Source organism: Kosakonia sacchari SP1, assembly GCF_000300455.3.
Taxonomy (GTDB): domain Bacteria; phylum Pseudomonadota; class Gammaproteobacteria; order Enterobacterales; family Enterobacteriaceae; genus Kosakonia; species Kosakonia sacchari.
In genome coordinates, this window is sequence record NZ_CP007215.2 from 4877811 (window position 1) to 4902027 (window position 24217).

Consider the following 24217-nt stretch of genomic DNA (forward strand, 5'->3'; position numbering starts at 1 on the left):
TGAGGAGAAGCTCATGGCCGGCGCAAAAGAGATACGTAGTAAGATCGCAAGCGTCCAGAACACGCAGAAGATCACTAAAGCGATGGAGATGGTCGCCGCTTCCAAAATGCGTAAATCGCAGGATCGCATGGCGTCCAGCCGTCCTTATGCAGATACCATGCGCAAAGTGATTGGTCACCTTGCAAACGGTAATCTGGAATATAAGCACCCCTATCTGGAAGAACGCGACGTTAAACGCGTGGGCTACCTGGTGGTGTCGACCGACCGTGGTCTGTGCGGTGGTTTGAACATTAACCTGTTCAAAAAACTGCTGGCGGATATGAAAGCATGGTCCGATAAAGGCGTTCAGAGCGAACTCGCGATGATCGGCTCTAAAGGCGTCTCTTTCTTTAATTCCGTAGGTGGCAACGTTGTCGCTCAGGTGACAGGCATGGGTGATAACCCGTCCTTGTCAGAACTGATTGGCCCGGTAAAAGTGATGTTGCAAGCCTACGACGAAGGTCGTCTCGACAAGCTTTATATTGTTAGCAACAAATTTATCAACACTATGTCTCAGGTTCCGACCATCACTCAGCTGCTGCCGTTACCGGCTGCAGAAGATGAAGAGTTGAAGCGTAAATCCTGGGATTATCTGTATGAACCTGATCCAAAAGCGCTGCTGGATACGCTCCTGCGTCGTTATGTTGAATCTCAGGTTTACCAGGGTGTTGTGGAAAACCTGGCCAGCGAGCAGGCCGCACGTATGGTGGCGATGAAAGCCGCGACCGACAATGGCGGCAGCCTGATTAAAGAGCTGCAGTTGGTATACAACAAAGCTCGTCAGGCCAGCATTACTCAGGAACTCACCGAAATCGTCGGTGGTGCATCCGCGGTATAACCAGGTTAATTCGTAGAGGATTCATGATGGCTACTGGAAAAATTGTCCAGGTAATCGGCGCCGTAGTTGACGTCGAATTCCCTCAGGATGCCGTACCGCGCGTGTACGATGCTCTTGAGGTTAAAAATGGTAACGAGACGCTGGTGCTGGAAGTTCAGCAGCAGCTCGGTGGCGGTATCGTACGTACCATCGCCATGGGTTCTTCTGACGGTCTGCGTCGTGGTCTGGAAGTTAATGACCTTGCGCACCCGATCGAAGTCCCGGTAGGTAAAGCAACACTGGGTCGTATCATGAACGTGCTCGGTCAGCCGATCGACATGAAAGGCGACATCGGTGAAGAAGAGCGTTGGGCTATTCACCGTGCGGCACCTTCCTATGAAGAGCTGTCCAGCTCTCAGGAACTGCTGGAAACCGGCATCAAAGTTATCGACCTGATGTGTCCGTTCGCTAAGGGCGGTAAAGTTGGTCTGTTCGGTGGTGCGGGCGTAGGTAAAACCGTAAACATGATGGAGCTGATCCGTAACATCGCGATCGAGCACTCCGGTTACTCTGTGTTTGCGGGCGTGGGTGAACGTACTCGTGAGGGTAACGACTTCTACCACGAAATGACCGACTCCAACGTTCTGGATAAAGTATCCCTGGTTTACGGCCAGATGAACGAGCCGCCGGGAAACCGTCTGCGCGTTGCGCTGACCGGCCTGACCATGGCTGAGAAGTTCCGTGACGAAGGTCGTGACGTTCTGTTGTTCGTCGACAACATCTACCGTTATACCCTCGCCGGTACTGAAGTATCCGCACTGCTGGGCCGTATGCCTTCAGCGGTAGGTTACCAGCCGACGCTGGCGGAAGAGATGGGTGTTCTGCAGGAACGTATCACCTCCACCAAAACCGGTTCTATCACTTCCGTTCAGGCGGTATACGTACCTGCGGATGACTTGACTGACCCGTCACCAGCCACCACCTTTGCGCACCTTGACGCAACCGTGGTACTGAGCCGTCAGATCGCGTCTCTGGGTATCTACCCGGCTGTTGACCCGCTGGATTCCACCAGCCGTCAGTTGGATCCGCTGGTTGTTGGTCAGGAACACTACGACACCGCGCGTGGCGTACAGTCTCTGCTGCAACGTTATCAGGAACTGAAAGACATCATCGCCATCCTGGGTATGGATGAGCTGTCTGAAGAAGACAAACTGGTGGTAGCTCGCGCACGTAAGATCCAGCGCTTCCTGTCCCAGCCGTTCTTCGTAGCGGAAGTATTTACCGGTTCTCCGGGCAAATACGTCTCCCTGAAAGACACCATCCGTGGCTTTAAAGGCATTATGGAAGGCGAATACGATCACCTGCCGGAGCAGGCGTTCTACATGGTTGGTTCCATCGAAGAAGCAGTGGAAAAAGCCAAAAAACTTTAACGCCTTAATCGGAGGGTGATATGGCAATGACTTACCACCTGGATGTCGTCAGTGCAGAGCAACAAATGTTCTCTGGTCTGGTCGAAAAAATCCAGGTAACGGGCAGTGAAGGTGAACTGGGTATTTTCCCGGGTCACGCGCCGCTGCTCACCGCCATTAAGCCTGGTATGATCCGCATCGTAAAACAGTTCGGTCATGAAGAGTTTATCTATCTGTCCGGCGGCATTCTTGAAGTGCAACCGAGCAGCGTGACCGTTCTGGCTGATACCGCTATTCGTGGCCAGGATCTCGACGAAGCGCGAGCCCTGGAATCGAAGCGTAAAGCAGAAGAGCACATTAATAGCTCTCACGGTGACGTGGATTACGCTCAGGCGTCTGCGGAGCTGGCGAAAGCCATCGCGAAACTGCGTGTTATCGAGTTGACCAAAAAAGCGATGTAACACCGGCTTGAACGTTAAAAAGCCAGTCTGGTTTCCAGGCTGGCTTTTTTTATGGCTGCGTTCCAGTAAATATGAAACTGAAAGTGTGTTTTATTATTTTGTGATGCAAGTCACAAAAATGTTGATCGGTTAAAAAATGAGGCGTAGACTCTTTTTTGTGAAGTTCATCACAGAAAATAACCTTCAGTCAAAGCAGGAAACCATTATGAAACTGATCAACAAAATCATCGCTCTCTTCAGCAACATGAACATCTCTTTCGGTACGTTCAATCATTAATTGCTGATATGCCGAGTGGCGCCACGCTTACCGTTGTGTGATAAGCGAGCGCCATCTGGCTACATCTTCAGTTCCGCCAGCACTGTCCCGCTATCCAGAACTTTTCCCTTGTTGTTCACGCTCTGCCCTTTCGCAATGAAATAATTCGTCTCATCAATATTTCCGGTCACTGCATCGTCATAGCGGCCCGGCGCACTGCGCACGGATTTGTTATTGGTGAATTTCCCCTGAGTAGACGCGTCACCGTAGGGACTTGGGCGAAAAATAAAGTTAAACCGTTGATTATCCGCAGCGATATTGTTCTCCACCACCAGCGCACCAGGGTTAAAGTTGTCAGTGAAACCGTCCAGATGGTTAGCAATCGCTTTACTGTTCCGCACCTGATGCGCGACTGGCTGTCCTTCTCCCCCCAGTTTGAAACCGTTGCTGGTATTGTTGCTGGCAATAGAATTCTCGATCACCACAACACCGTTCCCGCCGTCCTCAATCTTATTAAACAAATCAAAACCGTCATCGATATTGTCATGGGAGAAGCATCTCTCCAGGCGGTTCCCGTCACCGACGCGCATCTTCACCGCGAAACCGTCAGCGTTAATTTTGCCTGGATCTTCATTCCCCCATGACTCAGCATCGATCACGCGATTATGGCTCGCCCACAACGCGCGACCAATGTTTTCCGGTGAGGATATTTGAATGCCGGTATCGTCATTACGCCAGGCGACGACTTTTTCGATCACGTTATGACTACCCTGCACGCGCAGGCTCTTGTCGGTAACTTCAATGCCTTTGATATGCCAGTAGCTGGCATCAACCAGTAAACCGTGGATCACCGCTTTGCCATCGGCTTGCAGCGTTTTTGGTTTATCACGTAAGCCGCTGGCAGTGAGTGGGATTTCTGCCCGGGCATAATCTCCGGCTTTCAGGTTAATCGTCCCGCCTGGCGGCAGCAGAGAGATTGCTGTCGGCAAATCCAGAGGCGATGCAGCGGTGCCTTCACCATCCGCTTTACCATCGGCTGCGGCATACAGAGTAGAAGCCATCGTTCCGGCAACCCTTTCGACAGTGAATGTTTGCGCGATGGGAGTGGTGTCTTTGCCGCTTGTCGGCGTAAAGGTCAGTGCAAACGTGTTCTCTGCCGACAGGTGGGTTGGCAGAGTATACATTTCACCCGCTTTCACCGGTTTTTCATTACCGATCACCACTTCGTTCTGCCGAACGCTAAACAAGCCATCATAATTAGCGCGTGCCTGCACTGTGTAGGCTTCGCCAATGCTTTGTGTGGGAGAGGCTATTTGTACGACAACCGGCAACGGCTTAGTCTGCCAGGGCTTCGAGTCGATGGTCTGGGCTTTGCTGGTGGTTAATGTGGCATCGCTGACTACGATTTTGGCGTTACGTGAGGCAAAAAAACCCACGTAATAGTGATCCTTATTCTGCACCGAAATCAAATTGGCGCGCGGTACGCTGCGGCTGACCCATTGATCACTGCCCTGCGGTGCCCATGCGCTGATAAAACCGTCATTGGTACGTTCTAATTTCATGCGGAAGGTTGGCGTCTGGCGAAGATCAACCTCTTCCTGATAACTCTGTTTCGAGATCGTGGCGCCGGCGTTCCCCCACGGTTGGCTGATCCCCTCGCGGGTAATCGCTTGCATCTTCACGCGGAAATTATCTTTTTTATCCTGCGTCATAATGGCGTTCATCACCATATTCGATGCCGTCGGAAACTCTTCATAACCCTCTTTCAGCGGCTGCTGGCGCGGAGCACCTATCACGTCTCGTACCAGCAAACCTGCACCTTCCTGCGCGGCGGGTTTTGCACCGTTTTCCGGACCGAACTGTTCAACAGTAATGGTCGCCTGCAAGACAAAATTTTCGTTACTGGGAAGCTGGGTATAAAAAAACGTCAGCCCGTCGTGGGAATTGGCAATTTTGCCGCCACGGCTTTCAATGGTGATCGGATTTGTTAACGTTACCTCATCCGCGACAGAGAGCTTTTTACCGGCGATGGTGACATCATTGACGCCTATTTTTTCCGGTAACACATTCGATGAGAAATTCACGTCGGTAGATTGCCCGAAAGCAATAGCTTTCCAGACAGGGGCTGTTGCAGCCAACGCAGGAACGGAAATAAGTGAACTGCAAACTGTGAGGGCCAGAGGTATTTTATAATTCATTCTATTCTCCTGATTGATAATTGCCTGCCATTATCATCAAGATGAAACGCTGTTTCTTTTTTGTGCGTCACACTCTTCGATGATTAAAACGCCGTTTTGTTTTTGTGCGATCTTTATTCAGGATGAAAAAAATGGCTAACCCATTGTATGAATTAGCACCAGCAGGAAATGGCGCTATTTTTCAGCGGTAAACTGATTTACTCTGCGCACCAACTAGCATTCAAATGGCCTGTAATCGCCGAACTTGAGCGTTTCGTCGGCAATCCATTTCATGCTACAAAATATGTAGAATTTTCAACGTGAAAGAGGTTTACTTCTTTCCCAAAATAGAGTCAGGACGCATATGTTGAACACAAAAATGAGTGTGGTGATCCTTGCTGCGGGCAAAGGTACACGCATGTATTCCGATCTTCCCAAAGTGCTGCATACGCTTGCAGGGAAAGCGATGGTTCAGCATGTCATTGATACTGCGACTGTTCTTGGCGCGAACCACGTTCATCTGGTGTATGGACATGGCGGCGATCTGCTCAAACAACGCCTTTCTGACGATAAACTCAATTGGGTTTTACAAGCTGAACAGCTGGGCACTGGTCATGCGATGCAGCAGGCTGCGCCGTTCTTCGCTGATGACGAAGATATTCTCATGCTCTACGGTGATGTGCCGCTGATTTCAGTGGAAACACTGGAACGTCTGCGTGCGGCAAAACCGCAAGGTGGGATCGGTTTGTTAACGGTGGTTCTGGATGACCCTACTGGATATGGCCGCATCACGCGCGAAAACGGCGTCGTGACGGGCATTGTTGAACAGAAAGATGCCAGCGAAGAGCAGCGTAAGATTAATGAAATCAACACCGGTATTTTGATCGCCAATGGCGGCGATATGAAACGCTGGCTTGGCAAACTCACTAACAACAATGCCCAGGGTGAATACTACATCACCGATATCATTGCGCTGGCTTATCTGGAAGGGCGTGAAATCGTCGCTGTGCACCCGCAGCGCCTGAGCGAAGTGGAAGGCGTTAACAATCGTCTTCAGTTGTCGCGTCTGGAGCGCGCTTACCAGTCTGAACAAGCGGAGAAACTGCTGCTGGCAGGCGTTATGCTGCGCGATCCTGCTCGTTTCGATCTGCGCGGTACGCTGGAGCACGGGCGGGATGTCGAGATCGATGCTAACGTCATCATTGAAGGTCACGTTAAGCTTGGCCATCGCGTGAAGATCGGTGCTGGTTGCATCCTGAAAAACAGCGAAATTGGCGACGATTGCGAAATCAGCCCATACAGCGTTGTGGAAGATGCTCGTCTGGAAGCGGCATGTACCATCGGGCCTTTTGCGCGTTTGCGTCCAGGCGCTGAACTGCTGGCTGGCGCGCATGTCGGCAACTTTGTGGAAATGAAAAAAGCGCGTCTGGGTAAAGGCTCTAAAGCGGGCCATCTGACGTATCTTGGCGATGCGGAAATTGGCGACAACGTGAATGTTGGCGCAGGCGTTATCACCTGTAACTATGACGGTGCGAATAAGCATAAAACCATCATTGGTGATGATGTGTTTGTCGGTTCTGATACGCAGCTGGTGGCACCTGTCATGGTCGGTAAAGGTGCGACGATTGCCGCCGGTACGACGGTAACGCGCAACGTTAACGAAAATGAACTGGTTTTAAGCCGCGTGCCGCAGGTGCAAAAACAAGGCTGGCAGCGTCCTGTGAAGAAGAAGTAACGATTTCAGGGATGAGGGGAAAGATAATTCCCCCGCCCAAATGCAGTACCTATAAAAATAACCCCACTTTCTACAAGGCTCGGGGAGTCCGGTAATCGGACACTTACACTCAATAATTCGCGTTGTATAAAGGCAGCGTCGAAGCATGACGTGTAAACAGGTTGACCGACAACAAAAGGCATAATGCCAAAATCGGAATCAAAAAATATGTGTGGAATTGTTGGCGCAGTCGCGCAACGTGATGTAGCTGAAATCCTTCTCGAAGGCCTTCGTCGTCTGGAATACCGTGGTTATGACTCTGCTGGTCTGGCAGTGGTTGATGCACAAGGTCACATGACCCGTTTGCGTCGTCTCGGTAAAGTGCAGATGCTCTCTCAGGCAGCGGAAGAACATCCTCTGCACGGTGGAACCGGTATTGCGCACACCCGCTGGGCAACGCACGGTGAGCCATCGGAAGGGAATGCGCATCCGCATGTTTCTGACCATATTGTTGTGGTGCATAACGGCATCATCGAAAACCATGAACCGCTGCGTGAAGAGTTAAAAGCACGCGGTTATGTGTTTGTTTCTGAAACGGATACCGAAGTTATCGCGCACCTGGTGCACTGGGAACTGGAGCAGGGAGGTACGCTGCGTGAAGCTGTGCTGCGCACGATCCCGCAGTTACGCGGTGCATATGGCACGGTTATTATGGATACCCGCGATCCTAACACGCTGCTGGCAGCGCGTTCTGGCAGTCCGCTGGTTATCGGTCTTGGCATGGGCGAAAACTTTATTGCATCCGATCAGCTGGCGTTGCTGCCGGTTACCCGCCGCTTTATTTTCCTCGAAGAGGGCGATATTGCTGAAGTGACTCGCCGTAGCGTGACGGTTTTCGATAAATCCAGCACGCAGGTTAAACGCCCTGAGATCGAATCGAATCTGCAATACGACGCTGGCGATAAAGGTATTTACCGCCATTACATGCAGAAAGAGATCTACGAGCAGCCGAACGCCATCAAAAACACCCTGACTGGCCGCATCAGCCACGGTGAAGTTGATCTGAGCGAACTGGGGCCGAATGCCAACGAATTGTTGTCGAAAGTTGAGCATATTCAGATTGTTGCCTGCGGTACGTCTTACAACTCCGGTATGGTTTCTCGCTACTGGTTTGAGGCACTGGCGGGTGTTCCGTGCGATGTCGAAATCGCTTCTGAGTTCCGCTATCGCAAATCTGCGGTGCGTCGCAATAGCCTGATGATCACGCTGTCGCAGTCTGGTGAAACGGCAGATACGCTGGCGGCGCTGCGCTTGTCAAAAGAGCTGGGTTATCTGGGTTCGCTGGCAATTTGTAACGTTCCGGGTTCCTCGCTGGTGCGCGAATCCGACCTGGCGATGATGACCAAAGCCGGTACGGAAATCGGCGTTGCATCAACCAAAGCGTTCACCACTCAGCTCACCGTATTGCTGATGCTGGTGGCGAAACTGAGCCGCCTGAAAGGGCTGGATGCGGCCATTGAGCACGATATCGTTCACGGTTTGCAGGCTCTGCCGAACCGCATTGAGCAGATGTTATCGCAGGATAAACGCATTGAAGCGCTGGCAGAAGATTTCTCCGACAAGCATCATGCGCTGTTCCTTGGCCGTGGCGATCAGTATCCGATCGCGCTGGAAGGCGCGCTGAAGCTGAAAGAGATCTCCTATATTCACGCTGAAGCCTATGCTGCTGGTGAACTGAAACATGGTCCGCTGGCGCTGATTGATGCCGATATGCCGGTCATTGTCGTTGCGCCAAACAACGAACTGCTGGAAAAACTGAAATCCAACATCGAAGAAGTTCGCGCCCGTGGCGGCGTGCTATATGTCTTTGCCGATCAGGATGCCGGTTTCACCAGCAACGACAATATGCACATTATCGATATGCCGCATGTAGAAGAGGTGATCGCACCAATCTTCTATACCGTGCCGCTGCAATTGCTGGCTTACCACGTTGCGCTGATCAAGGGCACCGACGTGGATCAGCCGCGTAACCTGGCGAAATCGGTTACCGTTGAATAAGGTTTTAAGCTTGTCATCGTGTAGAAAGAGGTTGCCTTATGGCAGCCTCTTTTTTAAGGATACGCATGAGTTTGTTGGAAAAAATGGCAGGTGCGAGGTTGTATGCGCTCATCAATTATTGCCGGGGCGTTGATGCGGGAATCGCGGGTCGCAAGCTGGCGCAGTTGAAGCTGGCTGCGGAGGCATTTAAAGAGATGCCAAAAGCCTATCCTGCAGGCAGAGGTGGGATGACATTTTATGGCAGCGTAACGGTCGTGTTTTATGCCTTGTTACTGAGCTATGTCTGCCTTGCGCTGACGGTGAAAACCACCATTGGTGGTCTGGGTTTTATCGTCGGTGTCGCGGTATTTTTTATCCTGGTCGTGGCGCTTATCGGCATAGAAAAAGGGCGCACGCTCTCCTTAAAATTATTTTTGGTTGTCTGGTTGCTGTTATGTGTTTGCAACGTGCCAGTGGCAGGATGGCTGCTCATTACTCCGTTTTCCGCACTGTCTCTGGTTTTTTGGGGGATTGGTATTGTTCTGTTATGGCTTACACGGAAAGTGATGAACGGGCCGGAACTCACGAAATTAGTGCAGTGGCGTGTATCGCTAAAAATCGCTCAATTCCGGCGTCAGGCGTTGACGCAATCTAAGCGTAAATAAAGTGATAAGCGGTGGCATTTTCTCGCGTTTCGTTAGGACTTCTTGTCAGATTCAGCTACGTTTTTAATGTCATAAAACTAAAATTTTTCTGACATCTTATCGTCATCAGCTTTTTTATCTCGCTGATAAATCATCCGACATTCGTTAAATCGGGCCGTAATTCGTTGCTGTCATCAAACAGTAACAATCATTGCATATAACTGTCATCAAAGTGTCCTATTTTGCTCATCGTAGCCACTAAACAACGATTTACGATTCTTGCAGGAGACATTATGAACGTTATGCGTACCACTGTCGCAACTGTTGTCGCCGCGACCTTTTCTCTGAGTGCATTTGCTGTAAACGCAGCTGCCAGCCTGACAGGCGCGGGCGCAACTTTCCCGGCGCCGGTGTATGCCAAGTGGGCTGATACCTACCAGAAAGAAACAGGTAACAAGATTAACTACCAGGGTATCGGTTCTTCTGGTGGCGTTAAACAAATTACTGCTAAAACTGTTGATTTCGGTGCGTCCGATGCCCCCCTGTCTGACGACAAACTGGCTCAGGAAGGCCTGTTCCAGTTCCCGACCGTGATCGGCGGTATCGTACTGGCAATCAACGTCCCGGGTGTTAAATCCGGTGAGCTGGTGCTGGACGGCAAAACCCTGGGTGATATTTACCTGGGCAATATCAAAAAATGGGATGACGCGGCTATCGCCAAACTCAACCCTGGCCTGAAACTGCCTTCACAGAACATCGCTGTGGTTCGCCGCGCTGATGGCTCCGGTACTTCCTTCGTTTTCACCAGCTACCTGGCGAAAGTGAACGAAGAGTGGAAATCTAAAGTCGGTTCTGGTTCTACCGTTAACTGGCCGACCGGCCTGGGCGGTAAAGGTAACGACGGTATCGCCGCGTTCGTCCAGCGTTTGCCGGGCTCTATCGGTTACGTTGAATATGCTTACGCTAAGCAGAACAACCTGACCTACACCAAGCTGCTCTCTGCCGATGGTAAAGCGGTTAGCCCGACGGAAACCAGTTTTTCCAACGCGGCTAAAGATATCGACTGGAGCAAGTCTTTCGCGCAGGATCTGACTAACCAGAAAGGTGCGGATGTGTGGCCAATCACCTCCACCACGTTCATTCTGGTGCACAAAGAGCAGGCTAAACCTGAACAGGGTGCCGAAGTGCTGAAGTTCTTTGACTGGGCCTACAAAAAAGGCGGCAAACAAGCTAACGACCTCGACTACGCAACTCTGCCGGATGGCGTTGTTGAACAAGTTCGCGCTGCCTGGAAAGCCAACGTGAAAGACAGCAGCGGTAAAGCACTGTACTAAGCACTCGTTTTTGAAGAACATGGCGGATGGCGCTTACACCATCCGCCTTACAGATCTTCTGTAGGCCGACAAGCGCAAGTGCCTGCGGGCAAATTCGTAAGACGTTAAACTGAAGAGTAATTTATGGCTGCAACCAAGCCGGCATTTAATCCCCCGGGTAAAAAAGGCGACATGTTATTCAGCGCACTGGTAAGACTGGCTGCGCTGATTGTGTTATTGCTGCTCAGCGGCATTATCGTGTCTCTGATTTTCTCCTCATGGCCAAGCATTCAGAAGTTTGGTTTTTCTTTCCTGTGGACCAAAGAGTGGGATGCACCGAATGACGTCTACGGGGCGCTGGTACCGATTTACGGCACCATTGTTACCTCGGTCATTGCGCTGCTTATCGCGGTTCCGGTGAGTTTTGGTATCGCACTGTTTCTGACGGAGCTGTCGCCAAACTGGCTGAAACGTCCGCTGGGTATTGCTATTGAGCTGCTGGCGGCGATCCCGAGTATTGTTTACGGCATGTGGGGGCTGTTTATTTTTGCTCCGCTGTTCGCGACTTACTTCCAGGAACCGGTGGGCAATGTCCTTTCCAACATTCCTTTTGTCGGCGCGCTGTTTTCCGGCCCCGCCTTTGGTATCGGCATTCTGGCTGCCGGGGTGATCCTCGCCATTATGATTATTCCGTACATTGCGGCGGTCATGCGCGATGTATTCGAACAAACACCCGTGATGATGAAAGAGTCGGCTTACGGCATTGGCTGCACCACCTGGGAGGTTATCTGGCGTATTGTGTTGCCATTTACCAAAAACGGGGTGATTGGTGGCGTAATGTTGGGGCTGGGGCGTGCACTGGGTGAAACCATGGCGGTGACCTTTATCATCGGTAACACCTACCAGCTCGACAGTGCTTCGCTGTTTATGCCTGGTAACAGTATTACCTCTGCACTGGCGAATGAGTTTGCCGAAGCCGAATCGGGCTTGCATGTCGCGGCATTGATGGAACTGGGGCTTATCCTGTTCGTGATCACCTTTATCGTGTTGGCCATTTCTAAATTTATGATCATGCGCCTGGCGAAAAACGAGGGGGCACGCTAATGGCTACGCTTGAAATGCAAAGCACCGCTCAACTGGCTGAATCGCGTCGCAAAATGCAGGCGCGCCGCCGTCTGAAAAACCGTATTGCCCTGACATTGTCGATGGCGACCATGGCCTTTGGTCTGTTCTGGTTGATTTGGATCCTGCTGTCGACGGTTACACGCGGTTTTGATGGTATGTCGCTGGCGATGTTTACTGAAATGACGCCGCCACCCAATACGGCGGGCGGTGGCCTGGCTAACGCCCTGGCGGGCAGCGGACTGTTAATTCTCTGGGCAACGGTTGTCGGTACGCCGCTGGGCATTATGGCCGGGATTTATCTGGCGGAATATGGCCGTAAATCACTGTTGGCTGAAATTATTAGGTTTATCAATGACATCCTGCTTTCCGCGCCTTCGATTGTGGTCGGCCTGTTCGTTTACACCATTGTTGTCGCGCAGATGCAGCACTTCTCAGGTTGGGCTGGTGTGATTGCGCTGGCGCTGTTGCAAGTGCCGATTGTCATCCGTACCACGGAAAACATGCTGAAACTGGTGCCGGACAGTCTGCGTGAAGCGGCTTACGCGCTGGGAACGCCGAAGTGGAAGATGATTTCCGCGATTACCCTGAAAGCCTCGGTATCCGGGATTATGACTGGCGTGCTGCTGGCTGTCGCGCGTATTGCGGGTGAAACGGCGCCGTTGCTGTTTACCGCGCTCTCCAACCAGTTCTGGAGCACCGATATGATGCAGCCTATCGCTAACTTGCCGGTGACGATTTTCAAATTCGCTATGAGCCCGTTTGCCGAGTGGCAGCAACTGGCCTGGGCCGGGGTGCTGATCATCACTCTCTGCGTACTGTTGTTAAATATTCTGGCGCGCGTCATTTTCGCGAAGAGTAAACACGGTTAATTTTTGCGACGCGGCGAAAGCGGCGTCGAGTTGAGGAAAGAGATAAATGAGTATGGTTGAAACGACGCCGGGTAAGATTCAGGTTCGCGATTTGAACTTCTATTACGGCAAATTCCATGCACTGAAAAACATCAGCCTGGATATTGCCAAAAATCAGGTGACGGCGTTTATCGGGCCGTCGGGTTGCGGTAAGTCCACGTTGTTGCGTACGTTTAACAAAATGTTTGAGCTTTATCCTGAACAGCGCGCTGAAGGCGAGATCCTGCTGGATGGCGACAACATTCTGACGAACACGCAGGATATTGCGTTGCTGCGCGCGAAAGTAGGGATGGTGTTTCAGAAGCCAACGCCGTTCCCGATGTCGATTTATGACAATATCGCTTTCGGAGTGCGCCTGTTTGAGAAGCTTTCACGCCCGGATATGGACGAGCGCGTGCAGTGGGCTTTGACTAAGGCCGCATTATGGAACGAAACCAAGGATAAACTGCACCAGAGCGGGTACTCTCTTTCTGGTGGTCAGCAACAGCGTCTGTGCATCGCCCGCGGCATCGCGATCCGCCCGGAAGTTCTGTTGCTTGATGAACCCTGTTCCGCGCTCGACCCGATCTCAACCGGTCGTATCGAAGAGCTGATTACGGAACTGAAACAGGATTACACCGTTGTTATCGTAACGCACAACATGCAGCAGGCGGCGCGCTGTTCCGATCACACGGCATTTATGTACCTCGGTGAGTTGATTGAGTTCAGCAATACAGATGATCTGTTCACGAAGCCGAAGAAGAAGCAAACGGAAGACTACATTACCGGGCGCTATGGTTGATTTGCCGAACCGTAAAGGTCTCAGCAACCCTGTTACAACGTGAAATCTGTCGGGCATTTGGAGTGCACCATGGACAATCTCAACCTTAACAAACACATTTCCGGGCAGTTCAACGCTGAGCTGGAAAGCATTCGCACTCAGGTAATGACCATGGGTGGAATGGTGGAGCAGCAGCTTTCTGATGCGATCACCGCCATGCACAACCAGGACAGCGAGCTGGCTAAGCGCGTTGTTGAGGGCGACAAACAGGTCAATATGATGGAAGTCGCCATCGATGAAGCCTGTGTGCGCATTATCGCCAAGCGTCAGCCGACGGCGAGCGATTTGCGTCTGGTTATGGCGATCATTAAAACCATCGCTGAGCTGGAACGTATTGGCGACGTGGCGGATAAAATCTGCCGTACCGCGCTGGAAAAATTCTCCCAGCAACATCAGCCGCTGCTGGTAAGCCTTGAATCGCTGGGCCGCCACACCGTGCAGATGCTGCATGACGTGCTGGACGCTTTCGCCCGTATGGATCTGGACGAAGCGGTGCGTATCTACCGCGAAGATAAAAAAGTGGATCAGGAATATGAAGGCATTGTGCGTCAGTTAATGACCTACATGATGGAAGATTCCCGCACCATTCCCAGCGTGCTGACCGCGCTGTTCTGCGCCCGTTCCATCGAGCGTATCGGCGACCGTTGCCAGAATATCTGTGAATACATCTTCTACTTCGTGAAGGGCCAGGATTTCCGTCACGTGGGCGGCGATGAACTGGATAAGCTGCTCGCCGGAAAAGATCCCAAAGAGTGATGTGAAAACCCCCCAGCGATGAGGGGGTTTTTTTCAGGCCGATTTTGCCAGCAGCTTTCTTGCCAGCGTATCGATATCCTCGTACTGCCAGAGTTTGTCACGCCACGTTTGCGGAATGCCGTTTATCCCGTAAAACGCGCCAGCCAGTTGCCCGGCAATGGCGGCGGTAGTATCCGCATCATCGCCGAGGTTGGTGGCCAGCAGGATGGTTTCTTCAAAGTCGTTACCTTTGGCGAAACACCACAGCGCAGCTTCCAGGCTCTGCACGCAGTAACCGGTACCAAAAATCTCCGCCCGCGTTTTTTGCAGATAGCGACCTTCAGCGATATGGCGCAGGTTTTCCTGCTCCGGCAACAGCGCGATATCGGTCAGCGTTTCCCGCTTACTTTTGCCCTTTAAGGCATTCATAAGCTGTTGCGCGAACAGACGGCAGCTGGCGAGCGCTTCCGGCGCGGCGTGCGTCGTGCGTGAAGAGGCTTGTGCATATTCCAGCACTTGCGCTTGATCCGGAAAGAACCATAGCACGACAGGCGCCAGACGCATCAGCGAGCCGTTACCGGCTGTTCGCGGATTGCTGGAACCGGCAAACGGTTCGCCATCATTGGCGAACTTCTGCAGCGCGCTGGCAACGGTCATGCCTATATCAAAACAGTGACCCGTAGAGCTTAAATAGCCCCACTTCCACCAGTTCAGATAACGGTTCATCTGATCCTTTGCGTCAAACCCGTTACAGGTGACCAGACTTTCCGCAAGGCACAGCGCCATTGAGGTATCATCAGTCCATTGCCCGGCCTGTAAATGAAACGGGCCGCCGCCGACCATCCCGGTCACGGGTGGAAAGGAGTCCTTCGCGCTGAACTCAACTGTGGTACCAACCGCATCTCCTGCGGCCAGCCCAAGCATGCAACCCTGATAACGTGCTAGTAATTCAGACATCTGTTGCGCTCCTGTCGCTCTCCATCAGGAGAAATCGGCCCACAGCCGCAGCTTCCCACAATGCAGACAGCGGAAGAGATACCCCTGGCAATCACCGCCGTCGAGCAGGTATTCGGGCAGCTTCTCGTAATCAATGCCGAAAGCATCGCAGTCGGCCTGCAGATCGGCAAATTGGTCCAGCTTGTCGGCAATCTCTTTCCAGCCTACGTACCCTTCGAAGGCGCAGAAATCATTACAGTGCGCCAGCCAGAACTCCTGCTGCCAGCCACAATATCCCGGCGTTCTTTCGGTCAATTCAATCACGCTGGCTTCCGGCCAGGGATTTTTAAAGCCGGTAAATTCGCCTTCGTCGTCGAACTCGCTTTCTATGCCCTCCAGAGAGGATTCATCCTGAAAGCTACCGCCAAATTTCTCTGCGGCTGCACCGTCTGCAATACACCATGGGCAGAGATAATCGACATCTTGCTGGGTATAGAACGGGTTGGTGTAGTAGACATTGGTCGGCTGCTGACAGCAGGCGCAGGTGACCGTTTTGTCTTCAGAGAACACCCCGGTTTCCAGAGGTTGCGGGTGATATTTAAATACCGGTAGAGGGCGATGTGTCTGGGCCATAAAAACATCCTGTTTAGTGGTTTAGATTAACGCGTAACATGCCACCCGCGAGCGCGCCACAGCTCTGGCAACTGCGCCAAATCAGTGAACGTAGTCACTTTTGGGTGGTCGATGGGTTTGTTATGCGGATCGGCGCAGAAGTAAAATACTTCCATCCCTGCCGCGATACCAGATTGCGCCCCGGCGGTGGAATCATCCACCAGAATACAGTTTGCCGGATCGACATTAAGCGCTTTAGCTGCATGGTACATTATCGCCGGATCGGGCTTCCAGCGTTGGATGTCATAGCCGCTAAACAGTTTTTCAGGAAAGTGATGTAGCATTCCAAGTTTGCCCAAAGAGTGTTGCATTTTGCTGACGGGGCCATTAGAAACGACGCACATAGGAATATCCACCGCGTCCAGCAATGCATTCGCACCGGTAATCACTTCCAGCTCGCTGTCAAACAGACGCGCCACTTCCGCGCGGTACACCGGCTCCAGCGCGCTTTTATCCAGCGGTTTACCGTACTCCTCGCCGATAACGTCGATGATTTCATACAGTTTCATACCCTTAAATCGTTTAAAAACCTCGTCGAGATCGAGCGAAATACCAAACGCTTCAAACATATGCACGTACGCGCGGGAACAAATTACTTCACTGTCGACCAGGGTGCCGTCACAGTCGAAAAATACCGCTTCAATGTGGGACATGCCGTTTCCTGTTTTATTGCAAGTTTAACGTTTACTTAACGCAGATTACGGGACGCAATCGTTGCCGTATAAGCAAATTCAATGAAAAAAAGTGTGTGATAACCGTCAACATTGTCTCATTTTGGTATAGGATAGCGACGAATTTTCCCTCCTATTCCGGAAATTGATAATGAGCCAACAACACACTACCCACGCTTCAGGCCAGGGGTTGCTTGACCGCGTGTTTAAACTGCGCGAGCACGGTACTTCGGCACGCACCGAAGTGATCGCCGGTTTCACGACGTTTTTGACGATGGTGTATATCGTTTTTGTTAACCCCCAGATTCTGGGCGTCGCCGGAATGGATACCAGCGCAGTATTTGTAACAACTTGCCTGATTGCCGCTTTTGGCAGCATTTTGATGGGGCTGGTGGCGAATTTGCCGGTCGCACTGGCGCCGGCCATGGGTCTGAATGCTTTCTTTGCGTTCGTGGTGGTTGGCGCAATGGGCCTCTCCTGGCAGATTGGCATGGGCGCGATTTTCTGGGGCGCGGTCGGTCTGCTGCTGTTAACCATTTTCCGCGTCCGTTACTGGATGATTGCCAATATCCCGGTGAGCCTGCGTGTTGGTATTACCAGCGGTATTGGTTTGTTTATTGGCATGATGGGGCTGAAAAACGCCGGTGTTATCGTCGCCAACAAAGAGACGCTGGTGAGCATTGGCAACCTGACATCTCACAGTGTCCTGCTGGGCGTGCTCGGTTTCTTTATCATCGCGATTCTGGCGTCGCGCAACATTCACGCCGCGGTGCTGATCTCTATTGTTGTGACAACGCTGCTGGGCTGGCTGATGGGTGATGTGCAGTACCACGGCATCGTTTCCGCACCACCGAGCGTTGCGTCTGTTGTCGGCAACGTTGACCTGGCAGGTTCGTTTAACATCGGTCTGGCTGGCGTGATCTTCTCGTTTATGCTGGTAAACCTGTTCGACTCTTCCGGTACGCTGATTGGCGTGACGGATAAAGCCGGGCTGGTGGATGAGAGCGGCAAATTCCCGCGCATGAAGCAGGCGCTGTACGTTGACAGCATCTCTTCGGTCGCCGGTTCGTTTATCGGCACCTCTTCCGTGACGGCGTATATCGAATCATCTTCTGGCGTGTCTGTCGGCGGGCGTACCGGCCTGACCGCGGTGGTGGTTGGTCTGCTGTTCTTGCTGGTTATCTTCCTGTCGCCGCTGGCGGGCATGGTTCCGGCGTATGCCGCTGCTGGTGCGCTGATTTATGTTGGTGTGCTGATGACCTCCAGTCTCGCGCGCGTGAAATGGGAAGATATGACAGAAGCCGTACCCGCGTTTATCACTGCGGTGATGATGCCGTTTAGCTTCTCGATTACCGAAGGTATCGCACTCGGCTTTATCTCTTACTGTGTGATGAAGATTGGCACCGGTCGTTTGCGCGATCTGAGCCCGTGTGTGCTGGTGGTTGCGGTGTTGTTCCTGCTGAAAATCATTTTTATTGACGCGCATTAATCTTTCTCCCTCTCCCGTAAGGGAGAGGGAGTTACCACTACCGCTTAACGCGCTGAATATAATCACCAAAAGCCGTTAGCTGCCCGGTCAAATGGTCGAGCGTACTTTGATCAACCACTTCTCCCGTTTGCTGATCCACCTTGTTCTGGATCACGCCGCCCATAAACTCCGGCTTGTTCATTACCATCGCATCCAGGAACACCAGGATCTGACGCAAATGATACTGGCAGCGTGCGCCGCCAATCGCGCCCATTGAACTGGTCTGGATCAAAACCGGTTTTCCGGCCAGCGGTTGCTCAGGCAGACGCGATAGCCAGTCGATGGCGTTCTTCAGGCCACCTGGCACGGAGTAGTTATACTCTGGAGTCACAATGACCACGCCATCCGCTGCGCGAATTTGTGCCGCAATTGCTTCCACATTTTGCGGGAAACCTTCTTCTTGCTGGATATCCGCGTCATACAGTGGGATATCAGCAATGGAAGTCAGTGGCGTCACTTCCATTCCTGCCGGAGCAAGTTTCGGTAACGTGCGTGCAACCATGGCATTAAATGAGCCTTTGCGCAGGCTCCCGAGAAGTGTCACAACCTTGAGTTCAGCAGACATAATGACTCCTGTGTAGGGATCAATTAAGGATAAGCGCTTTTTCCGCAGGCAGGCTGGTGAATCGCATTAAGCGGGACGCGGGATCGTTAGCGCGCGTTTGCACATCAGAAAGATAACGCCACCCTTTTTGACTGTCGAATTCCCAGATCTTCAGGCTTTCGATTGCCGGACTCACCGCGACCGACCAAATCAGCACATCTTCCGCGTCACACATCACTTCCACCTGTGACAGCTGCGCGGCGCGAAGACGCCCGGATCCTGGCAATAACTGTAACTGGCCCGGCTCATCCTGCATCTGGTGCAGTAGCTTCATTACGCTCTGGCGTATGGTCAAAAGCTGGGTTTGCGCTTCGTTAGCATCGTTTTGGTTGTTGATCCACAACTGCTCATTATTGGTGAACGTGTGTTTATGCCCATGCGGGCTATGAAAACTACGCGTTGCGCGCTGTAGCTCCATATCCAGCCCGCATTCGCCTTCGGTAGTGATCGCCACACCGACCATGTTCCCGGCATACGCCAGTGAGAAGTGTGGCAGGCTGTTGTCGACAAATCTCGGTCTTCCGCTTGGCTCAACTTCGATTTCCGGCAGTTCACTCGCGCCGTAAAGCATAAACAGCATTTCGGCGAGTAACGCGCGGGAAGCGAGAAAGCGTGAGCGGCGATGTTCAGGAAGCTGGCGCGCCGTATCATGGCAGGCTAGTGGTAACCGGGTAGAGATGAGATTCCCTTCTGAGAGGATCCCTCTTGCAAAGTGCGTCGCCATTTTTCTCTCCGTGATAATGGTCTGAGTTGATCGAATCGATAATCAATATTATCGCCCATACTGCATAGGTTTTAATGCGGAAATTCGCATCTGAAAAGTCCTAATGGGGATATTTACACTTTCTTTCGCTGATCCGAAACACTTTAGGAAAATCTACCGTAGTAACACAAACGGCCGTTAAAACGGCCGCCATGTCATTACTTACCAATACAGAAACTTGAGAAAATGCGTCCCAGCAAATCGTCTGAGGTAAATTCGCCAGTGATTTCACTTAAGTTCTGCTGTGCCAGGCGCAGCTCTTCGGCAAGCAGTTCACCCGCCCATGCACCTAACAGCTGCGATTTGCCCTGTTGCAGATGCTCTGCGGCCGTTTCCAGCGCTTGTAAATGACGACGACGCGCGAGGAAGCCGCCCTCCATGCTGGTGTCAAAGCCCATACTCTGTTTAAGATGCTGACGTAACACATCCACACCTTCACCGGTTCGTGCTGACAGACGAACAAGTGAGTGATTATTCACTTCACTAAGACCCAGCGGTTCGCCAGTTACGTCGGCTTTATTGCGCACCACGGTAATCGGTAGTTTCGCTGGCAAACGGGCAATAAAATCAGGCCAGATCGCCGCCGGGTCAACGGCATCGGTAGTGGTGCCATCCACCATAAACAGCACGCGGTCGGCTTGCTCGATCTCCTGCCAGGCGCGTTCAATACCAATCCGTTCCACTTCGTCGCTGGCTTCGCGCAGCCCGGCGGTATCAATGATATGCAGCGGCATACCGTCGATATGAATATGTTCGCGCAGCACGTCGCGAGTGGTACCGGCGATATCGGTGACGATTGCCGCTTCGCGCCCGGCCATCGCGTTCAGCAGGCTCGATTTCCCGGCATTTGGGCGTCCGGCAATGACGACCTTCATCCCTTCGCGCAGCAGGCTACCCTGACGCGCTTCGGCGCGTACGGCGTCCAGATCGGCGATAACGTTATTCAGTTGCGCTTCGATTTTGCCATCGGAGAGGAAATCGATCTCCTCATCCGGAAAATCAATCGCCGCTTCGACGTAGATGCGCAGGTGAGTAAGTGCTTCCACCAGGTGATTCACGCGGGCGGAAAACGCGCCCTGCAATGAGTTAACCGCCGAACGTGCCGCCTGCTCAGAACTGGCATCAATCAGGTCGGCAATCGCCTCGGCCTGCGCCAGGTCGAGCTTGTCATTAAGGAATGCGCGTTCAGAGAACTCACCCGGATTGGCGATACGCAGCCCAGGCAGCGTCAGGATGCGTTTTAACAGCAGATCGAGAATCACCGGGCCGCCGTGGCCTTGCAGCTCCAGCACGTCTTCACCGGTGAAAGAATTCGGGCCGGGGAACCACAGTGCAATGCCCTGGTCCAGCGCGGTGCCGTCGACATCCATAAACGGCAGATAGTCGGCATAACGCGGTTTCGGGAGCTTGCCCAGCACCGCTTGCGCTACATCGCGTGCTTTGCTGCCTGAAATACGCAGGATGCCTACGCCACCGCGTCCCGGTGGGGTTGCCTGGGCGACAATCGTGTCGTTGTGGTTCATGGTTTATTATCCGAAATCTCAAAATAAGAAAGGCGGTCAGTTGACCGCCTTCCGTAGAGCTATGACTTACTGTCAGGAGCTTTTCTTCTCGCGGCTATGCAAACCGCGTTTCTCCAGACCACGGTAAATCAGTTGCTGCTGAATGATGGTCACCAGGTTGCTGACGATATAGTACAGCACCAGACCTGACGGGAACCACAGGAAGAACACCGTGAAGATGACCGGCATAAAGGTCATGATCTTCTGCTGCATCGGGTCGGTCACGGTGGTCGGCGACATCTTCTGAATGAAGAACATCGTTACGCCCATCAGGATCGGCAGGATGTAGTACGGGTCTTGCGCGGACAAGTCGTGGATCCACAGGGCGAACGGCGCGTGGCGCAGCTCAACGGAACCCATCAGCATGTAGTACAGTGCAAGGAAGATTGGCATCTGAATCAGCAGCGGGAAACAGCCACCTAGCGGGTTCACTTTTTCCGCTTTGTACATCGCCATCATTTCCTGGCTCATACGCTGTTTGTCATCGCCTAAACGCTCACGCATCGCCTGAATTTTCGGCTGCAGCATGCGCATTTTCGCCATGGAGGTGTACTGCGCTTTAGTCAGCGGGTACATGATGCCACGTACGATAAAGGTGATGGCGATGATGGCGAAGCCCCAGTTGCCGAGGAAGCTATGGATCCATTTCAGCAGCTTGAACAGCGGCTGAGAGATGAACCACAACCAGCCGTAATCCACGGTCAGGTCCAGGTGCGGTGCCGCAGCAGCCATTTTGTCCTGAATCTCCGGGCCTACCCACAGGGTGCTGTTTAGCGCGGTAGTCTGGCCAGGCTGAACAATCACCGGCTGGGATTTGTAGCCGATAGCGGCCACGCCATTACCCAGATTGCTGGTGTAGAAGTTATTGGCACTGTTGCTGTTCGGGATCCACGCGGTAGCGAAATACTGTTGCAGCATCGCAACCCAACCGCCATTGGAGCTGACGTTCAGGTTTTCGTTATCGGCGATGGTGTCGAATTTGTATTTCTCATACTTCGCGTCTGGCGTGGAGTACGCCGCGCCACGGAAAGTATGCAACGCAAAGTTGCTGCTGCCGGTATCACGATGAGACGGCAGATTGATGGATTGCTTCAGTTGACCGAATGGAGCAACTTCAAGCGGTTTTTCGCTGGCGTTCTGCACGTTATAGCCGACGTTCACCGTGTATTCACCGCGTTTCAGGGTGAAGACTTTGGTGAAGGTGTTGCCAGCCGCATCGGTATAGGTCAGCGGGATAGCCAGCTCGTTCTGACCATCGGCCAGCACAAACGCATCTTTTTCCACGTTATACAGCGGACGTGGACCGTTCGCCGGGTTATCCGGGCCATCACGACCTGTCAGGCCGCTCTGCGCCTGATAGATAAACTGCGGGGTGGTTTCCAACAGCTGGAACGGCTCGCTGGAACCCAGCTCTTTCGGGTAAGCCGGAAGCAGTGCCTGCTCAACATCACCACCACGGGTGTTGATGGTCAGCTCGAGCACATCGGTTTTAACCGTAATCAGTTTCCCCTGGCCACTGGCCGGAACGCCCTGGTCGGCTGCGTTACCCGCTGCGGTGGTCGTAGTCTGCGTGGTCTGCTGCTGCGCCGGAGGAGGATTTTTATCCTTCTCCCACGTTTGCCAGATCATGAAAGACACGAACAACAAAGCGATGATAAAAAGATTGCGTTGCGAATCCATCGTTAGTGTTCTCTGGTTTTAGAAGGTCCTGGCGGGACGGGATCGTCTCCACCCGGGTGTAAAGGGTGGCATTTTAATACGCGTTTCACTGTCAACCAACTGCCTTTTATCACTCCAAACCTGCGCAATGCCTCAATTCCATAGTGAGAGCAGGTTGGAGTGAAACGGCAGTGCGGCCCGAGTAGCGGACTAATCAGGCGTTGATAGACCCGAATGAGGGCTATCAGGACCCTTGAGCCAGGCGACAATGGCGGCGCCATAATTTTTCCAACGCTTCCGAGAGAGCACGGTTATCGAGGTCGGCAACCCCTTTCTTCGCCACCACCACAAAATCCATTGCCGGCAGTTCATGCTGGCGTAAACGGAAACTTTCACGCGTCAGACGTTTAATCCGATTGCGTTCATGGGCGCGTTTGACGTTTTTTTTGGCGACGGTAAGACCGATACGGGGATGCCCCAGCGAATTCAGGCGGCCGAGGATGGTGATTTGCGGCGTGCCAGCCCGTTGTGGCTGCTGGAAGACGAAAGTGAAATGAGTGGGAGTTAACAAACGTAACTCCCTGGGAAAAGCGAGCTTAACCACTCAGGGGTTAGCTTTATTACTTGGAAACGGTCAGACGTGCGCGGCCTTTAGCGCGACGACGAGCCAGAACCTGGCGACCATTTTTAGTAGCCATACGAGCACGGAAGCCGTGAGAACGGTTGCGCTTCAGTACAGACGGTTGAAAAGTGCGTTTCATGGCGGTTTCTACCTAAACTTGAATAAATTCACTGACTTTTGCGTATGCCTGAACGGATATCGAACGACTGGCGCGCAAGCCATGGGTAATTAAAGAGGCCGGATTGTAATAATTGTACACTCCGGAGTCAATTCTCTTTCCTTATTGCGCTCCTATTTTTGCACAGATCCGCACAAAAAATAAGCAGCATTCGACGCCCGAAGAAGAGCAAGACGCGCCGGGGGCAGAATTATACGGAGCCAACAGCAAAGCGCAAGGATCCTCCAGGATCTTCATTAGATCGTTTAAGCAATAAATCGGCGTTACTCATTAAATTTTCCAATATGCGGCGTAAATCGTCTCGCACGTCTGGTCGGATCGTTTACACTTACCCGATTCCGAATCGCCCTGTGGATAAATAGTGAAGAATCTGTGAGAAACACAAGATCTCTGCCTCGGTTTACGCTATGATCCGCGGTCCCGATCGCGATCCAGGATCGTGAGCAGGGCAAAAAACCGTAAATAGCGGTTCGCACGTCACCCGGTTGGGTCTTATCGACGTGTGTCAAAAAACATTAATGTTTCTGTCTTTACTATTTATCGATTTTCGTTCGAGTGGAGTCCGCC

General features: G+C 52.4%; 23 protein-coding genes. 12 read left to right on the top strand and 11 right to left on the bottom strand.

The annotated features are described in order from the left end of the window. Positions 1-13: 13 nt before the first annotated feature. From atpG to C813_RS46025, 3 genes are read left to right on the top strand one after another with little or no spacing between them, the layout of a single operon-like run. The gene (gene atpG / locus C813_RS46015; RefSeq protein ID WP_017458047.1) at positions 14-877 is read left to right on the top strand and encodes a F0F1 ATP synthase subunit gamma; all 864 of its coding nucleotides are present in this window, start codon (positions 14-16) and stop codon (positions 875-877) included. Between the two features lie 26 nt (positions 878-903). Continuing rightward, positions 904-2286 carry a F0F1 ATP synthase subunit beta gene (atpD, locus tag C813_RS46020; RefSeq protein ID WP_017458048.1) on the top strand — a complete coding sequence of 461 codons (1383 nt, stop codon included), beginning with the start codon at positions 904-906 and terminating at the stop codon, positions 2284-2286. A 20-nt stretch (positions 2287-2306) separates the two neighbouring features. Continuing rightward, the gene (locus C813_RS46025; protein ID WP_017458049.1) at positions 2307-2726 is read left to right on the top strand and encodes a F0F1 ATP synthase subunit epsilon; all 420 of its coding nucleotides are present in this window, start codon (positions 2307-2309) and stop codon (positions 2724-2726) included. A 336-nt stretch (positions 2727-3062) separates the two neighbouring features. On the opposite strand, the gene C813_RS46030 is transcribed toward C813_RS46025, so the two are convergent. Then, positions 3063-5180: a right-handed parallel beta-helix repeat-containing protein gene (locus tag C813_RS46030; protein ID WP_017458052.1), complete on the bottom strand. Its 2118-nt coding sequence runs from the start codon at positions 5178-5180 to the stop codon at positions 3063-3065. A 343-nt stretch (positions 5181-5523) separates the two neighbouring features. Here C813_RS46030 and glmU point away from each other — a divergent pair, with 343 nt between their 5' ends. The 8 genes from glmU (at position 5524) to phoU (ending at position 14476) form a co-directional block, all read left to right on the top strand. Continuing rightward, positions 5524-6894, top strand: coding sequence for a bifunctional UDP-N-acetylglucosamine diphosphorylase/glucosamine-1-phosphate N-acetyltransferase GlmU (gene glmU, locus C813_RS46035; protein WP_017458054.1), 1371 nt, complete (start codon positions 5524-5526; stop codon positions 6892-6894). 207 nt (positions 6895-7101) lie between these two features. After that, positions 7102-8931, top strand: a complete 1830-nt coding sequence (glmS, locus tag C813_RS46040; protein WP_025263783.1) for a glutamine--fructose-6-phosphate transaminase (isomerizing) — start codon at positions 7102-7104, stop codon at positions 8929-8931. A 65-nt stretch (positions 8932-8996) separates the two neighbouring features. Beyond that, positions 8997-9575, top strand: a complete 579-nt coding sequence (locus C813_RS46045) for a hypothetical protein (RefSeq protein WP_017458056.1) — start codon at positions 8997-8999, stop codon at positions 9573-9575. 272 nt (positions 9576-9847) lie between these two features. Beyond that, positions 9848-10888 carry a phosphate ABC transporter substrate-binding protein PstS gene (gene pstS / locus C813_RS46050; protein ID WP_017458057.1) on the top strand — a complete coding sequence of 347 codons (1041 nt, stop codon included), beginning with the start codon at positions 9848-9850 and terminating at the stop codon, positions 10886-10888. Between the two features lie 123 nt (positions 10889-11011). Then, on the top strand, positions 11012-11971 hold the full coding sequence (gene pstC, locus C813_RS46055; RefSeq protein WP_017458058.1) for a phosphate ABC transporter permease PstC: 960 nt from the start codon (positions 11012-11014) through the stop codon (positions 11969-11971). Continuing rightward, the gene (pstA, locus tag C813_RS46060; protein WP_017458059.1) at positions 11971-12861 is read left to right on the top strand and encodes a phosphate ABC transporter permease PstA; all 891 of its coding nucleotides are present in this window, start codon (positions 11971-11973) and stop codon (positions 12859-12861) included. The genes pstC and pstA overlap by 1 nt, the downstream gene beginning before the upstream one ends. Before the next feature lie 46 nt (positions 12862-12907). Beyond that, on the top strand, positions 12908-13681 hold the full coding sequence (gene pstB, locus C813_RS46065) for a phosphate ABC transporter ATP-binding protein PstB (RefSeq protein ID WP_017458060.1): 774 nt from the start codon (positions 12908-12910) through the stop codon (positions 13679-13681). 69 nt (positions 13682-13750) lie between these two features. Further along, complete coding sequence (gene phoU, locus C813_RS46070) at positions 13751-14476, top strand: phosphate signaling complex protein PhoU (RefSeq protein ID WP_017458061.1); 726 nt, start codon at positions 13751-13753, stop codon at positions 14474-14476. A gap of 33 nt (positions 14477-14509) precedes the next feature. Here the strand turns inward: phoU and C813_RS46075 are convergent, their stop codons facing one another. Genes C813_RS46075 through yieH form a run of 3 tightly spaced genes read right to left on the bottom strand, consistent with a single transcriptional unit; the run spans position 14510 to position 16716 of the window. Beyond that, positions 14510-15412 (bottom strand): ADP-ribosylglycohydrolase family protein, encoded by a 903-nt coding sequence (locus tag C813_RS46075; protein ID WP_017458062.1) that lies wholly within the window; start codon positions 15410-15412, stop codon positions 14510-14512. A 24-nt stretch (positions 15413-15436) separates the two neighbouring features. Next, positions 15437-16024, bottom strand: coding sequence for a PF03691 family colicin E2 tolerance protein CbrC (gene cbrC, locus C813_RS46080; protein WP_017458063.1), 588 nt, complete (start codon positions 16022-16024; stop codon positions 15437-15439). Positions 16025-16050: 26 nt separating this feature from the next. Beyond that, the gene (gene yieH, locus C813_RS46085; protein WP_017458064.1) at positions 16051-16716 is read right to left on the bottom strand and encodes a 6-phosphogluconate phosphatase; all 666 of its coding nucleotides are present in this window, start codon (positions 16714-16716) and stop codon (positions 16051-16053) included. 169 nt (positions 16717-16885) lie between these two features. Between yieH and C813_RS46090 the strand changes: the two genes are divergently transcribed. After that, a complete protein-coding gene (locus tag C813_RS46090; RefSeq protein WP_025263784.1) occupies positions 16886-18223 on the top strand; it encodes an NCS2 family permease in 1338 nt (445 codons plus the stop codon). 37 nt (positions 18224-18260) lie between these two features. Here the strand turns inward: C813_RS46090 and C813_RS46095 are convergent, their stop codons facing one another. From C813_RS46095 to rpmH, 7 genes are all read right to left on the bottom strand, one after another. Continuing rightward, the gene (locus C813_RS46095; RefSeq protein ID WP_017458066.1) at positions 18261-18827 is read right to left on the bottom strand and encodes an NADPH-dependent FMN reductase; all 567 of its coding nucleotides are present in this window, start codon (positions 18825-18827) and stop codon (positions 18261-18263) included. A gap of 19 nt (positions 18828-18846) precedes the next feature. After that, positions 18847-19590: a 4'-phosphopantetheinyl transferase family protein gene (locus C813_RS46100; RefSeq protein WP_017458067.1), complete on the bottom strand. Its 744-nt coding sequence runs from the start codon at positions 19588-19590 to the stop codon at positions 18847-18849. A 197-nt stretch (positions 19591-19787) separates the two neighbouring features. Continuing rightward, the gene (gene mnmE, locus C813_RS46105) at positions 19788-21152 is read right to left on the bottom strand and encodes a tRNA uridine-5-carboxymethylaminomethyl(34) synthesis GTPase MnmE (protein ID WP_017458068.1); all 1365 of its coding nucleotides are present in this window, start codon (positions 21150-21152) and stop codon (positions 19788-19790) included. Positions 21153-21224: 72 nt separating this feature from the next. After that, positions 21225-22871, bottom strand: coding sequence for a membrane protein insertase YidC (gene yidC, locus C813_RS46110; RefSeq protein ID WP_017458069.1), 1647 nt, complete (start codon positions 22869-22871; stop codon positions 21225-21227). Between the two features lie 2 nt (positions 22872-22873). After that, on the bottom strand, positions 22874-23131 hold the full coding sequence (gene yidD, locus C813_RS46730) for a membrane protein insertion efficiency factor YidD (protein ID WP_017458070.1): 258 nt from the start codon (positions 23129-23131) through the stop codon (positions 22874-22876). After that, positions 23095-23454, bottom strand: coding sequence for a ribonuclease P protein component (gene rnpA, locus C813_RS46115; protein WP_017458071.1), 360 nt, complete (start codon positions 23452-23454; stop codon positions 23095-23097). The genes yidD and rnpA overlap by 37 nt, the downstream gene beginning before the upstream one ends. Positions 23455-23470: 16 nt before the next feature. Then, on the bottom strand, positions 23471-23611 hold the full coding sequence (gene rpmH, locus C813_RS46735) for a 50S ribosomal protein L34 (protein WP_000831330.1): 141 nt from the start codon (positions 23609-23611) through the stop codon (positions 23471-23473). Positions 23612-24217: the final 606 nt, after the last annotated feature.

Excerpts from the sequence above, each read along its gene's own strand:
- rpmH (WP_000831330.1), bottom strand. The coding sequence starts at position 23,611 with ATGAAACGCACTTTTCAACCGTCTGTACTGAAGCGCAACCGTTCTCAC.
- yidD (WP_017458070.1), bottom strand. The coding sequence starts at position 23,131 with ATGGCGCCGCCATTGTCGCCTGGCTCAAGGGTCCTGATAGCCCTCATT.
- atpG (WP_017458047.1), top strand. The coding sequence starts at position 14 with ATGGCCGGCGCAAAAGAGATACGTAGTAAGATCGCAAGCGTCCAGAAC.
- phoU (WP_017458061.1), top strand. The coding sequence starts at position 13,751 with ATGGACAATCTCAACCTTAACAAACACATTTCCGGGCAGTTCAACGCT.
- C813_RS46100 (WP_017458067.1), bottom strand. The coding sequence starts at position 19,590 with ATGGCGACGCACTTTGCAAGAGGGATCCTCTCAGAAGGGAATCTCATC.
- pstA (WP_017458059.1), top strand. The coding sequence starts at position 11,971 with ATGGCTACGCTTGAAATGCAAAGCACCGCTCAACTGGCTGAATCGCGT.
- atpD (WP_017458048.1), top strand. The coding sequence starts at position 904 with ATGGCTACTGGAAAAATTGTCCAGGTAATCGGCGCCGTAGTTGACGTC.
- mnmE (WP_017458068.1), bottom strand. The coding sequence starts at position 21,152 with ATGAACCACAACGACACGATTGTCGCCCAGGCAACCCCACCGGGACGC.
- glmU (WP_017458054.1), top strand. The coding sequence starts at position 5,524 with ATGTTGAACACAAAAATGAGTGTGGTGATCCTTGCTGCGGGCAAAGGT.
- C813_RS46075 (WP_017458062.1), bottom strand. The coding sequence starts at position 15,412 with ATGTCTGAATTACTAGCACGTTATCAGGGTTGCATGCTTGGGCTGGCC.
- yidC (WP_017458069.1), bottom strand. The coding sequence starts at position 22,871 with ATGGATTCGCAACGCAATCTTTTTATCATCGCTTTGTTGTTCGTGTCT.
- C813_RS46095 (WP_017458066.1), bottom strand. The coding sequence starts at position 18,827 with ATGTCTGCTGAACTCAAGGTTGTGACACTTCTCGGGAGCCTGCGCAAA.
- C813_RS46090 (WP_025263784.1), top strand. The coding sequence starts at position 16,886 with ATGAGCCAACAACACACTACCCACGCTTCAGGCCAGGGGTTGCTTGAC.
- yieH (WP_017458064.1), bottom strand. The coding sequence starts at position 16,716 with ATGTCCCACATTGAAGCGGTATTTTTCGACTGTGACGGCACCCTGGTC.
- glmS (WP_025263783.1), top strand. The coding sequence starts at position 7,102 with ATGTGTGGAATTGTTGGCGCAGTCGCGCAACGTGATGTAGCTGAAATC.
- pstS (WP_017458057.1), top strand. The coding sequence starts at position 9,848 with ATGAACGTTATGCGTACCACTGTCGCAACTGTTGTCGCCGCGACCTTT.
- pstC (WP_017458058.1), top strand. The coding sequence starts at position 11,012 with ATGGCTGCAACCAAGCCGGCATTTAATCCCCCGGGTAAAAAAGGCGAC.
- cbrC (WP_017458063.1), bottom strand. The coding sequence starts at position 16,024 with ATGGCCCAGACACATCGCCCTCTACCGGTATTTAAATATCACCCGCAA.
- pstB (WP_017458060.1), top strand. The coding sequence starts at position 12,908 with ATGAGTATGGTTGAAACGACGCCGGGTAAGATTCAGGTTCGCGATTTG.
- C813_RS46045 (WP_017458056.1), top strand. The coding sequence starts at position 8,997 with ATGAGTTTGTTGGAAAAAATGGCAGGTGCGAGGTTGTATGCGCTCATC.
- C813_RS46030 (WP_017458052.1), bottom strand. The coding sequence starts at position 5,180 with ATGAATTATAAAATACCTCTGGCCCTCACAGTTTGCAGTTCACTTATT.
- C813_RS46025 (WP_017458049.1), top strand. The coding sequence starts at position 2,307 with ATGGCAATGACTTACCACCTGGATGTCGTCAGTGCAGAGCAACAAATG.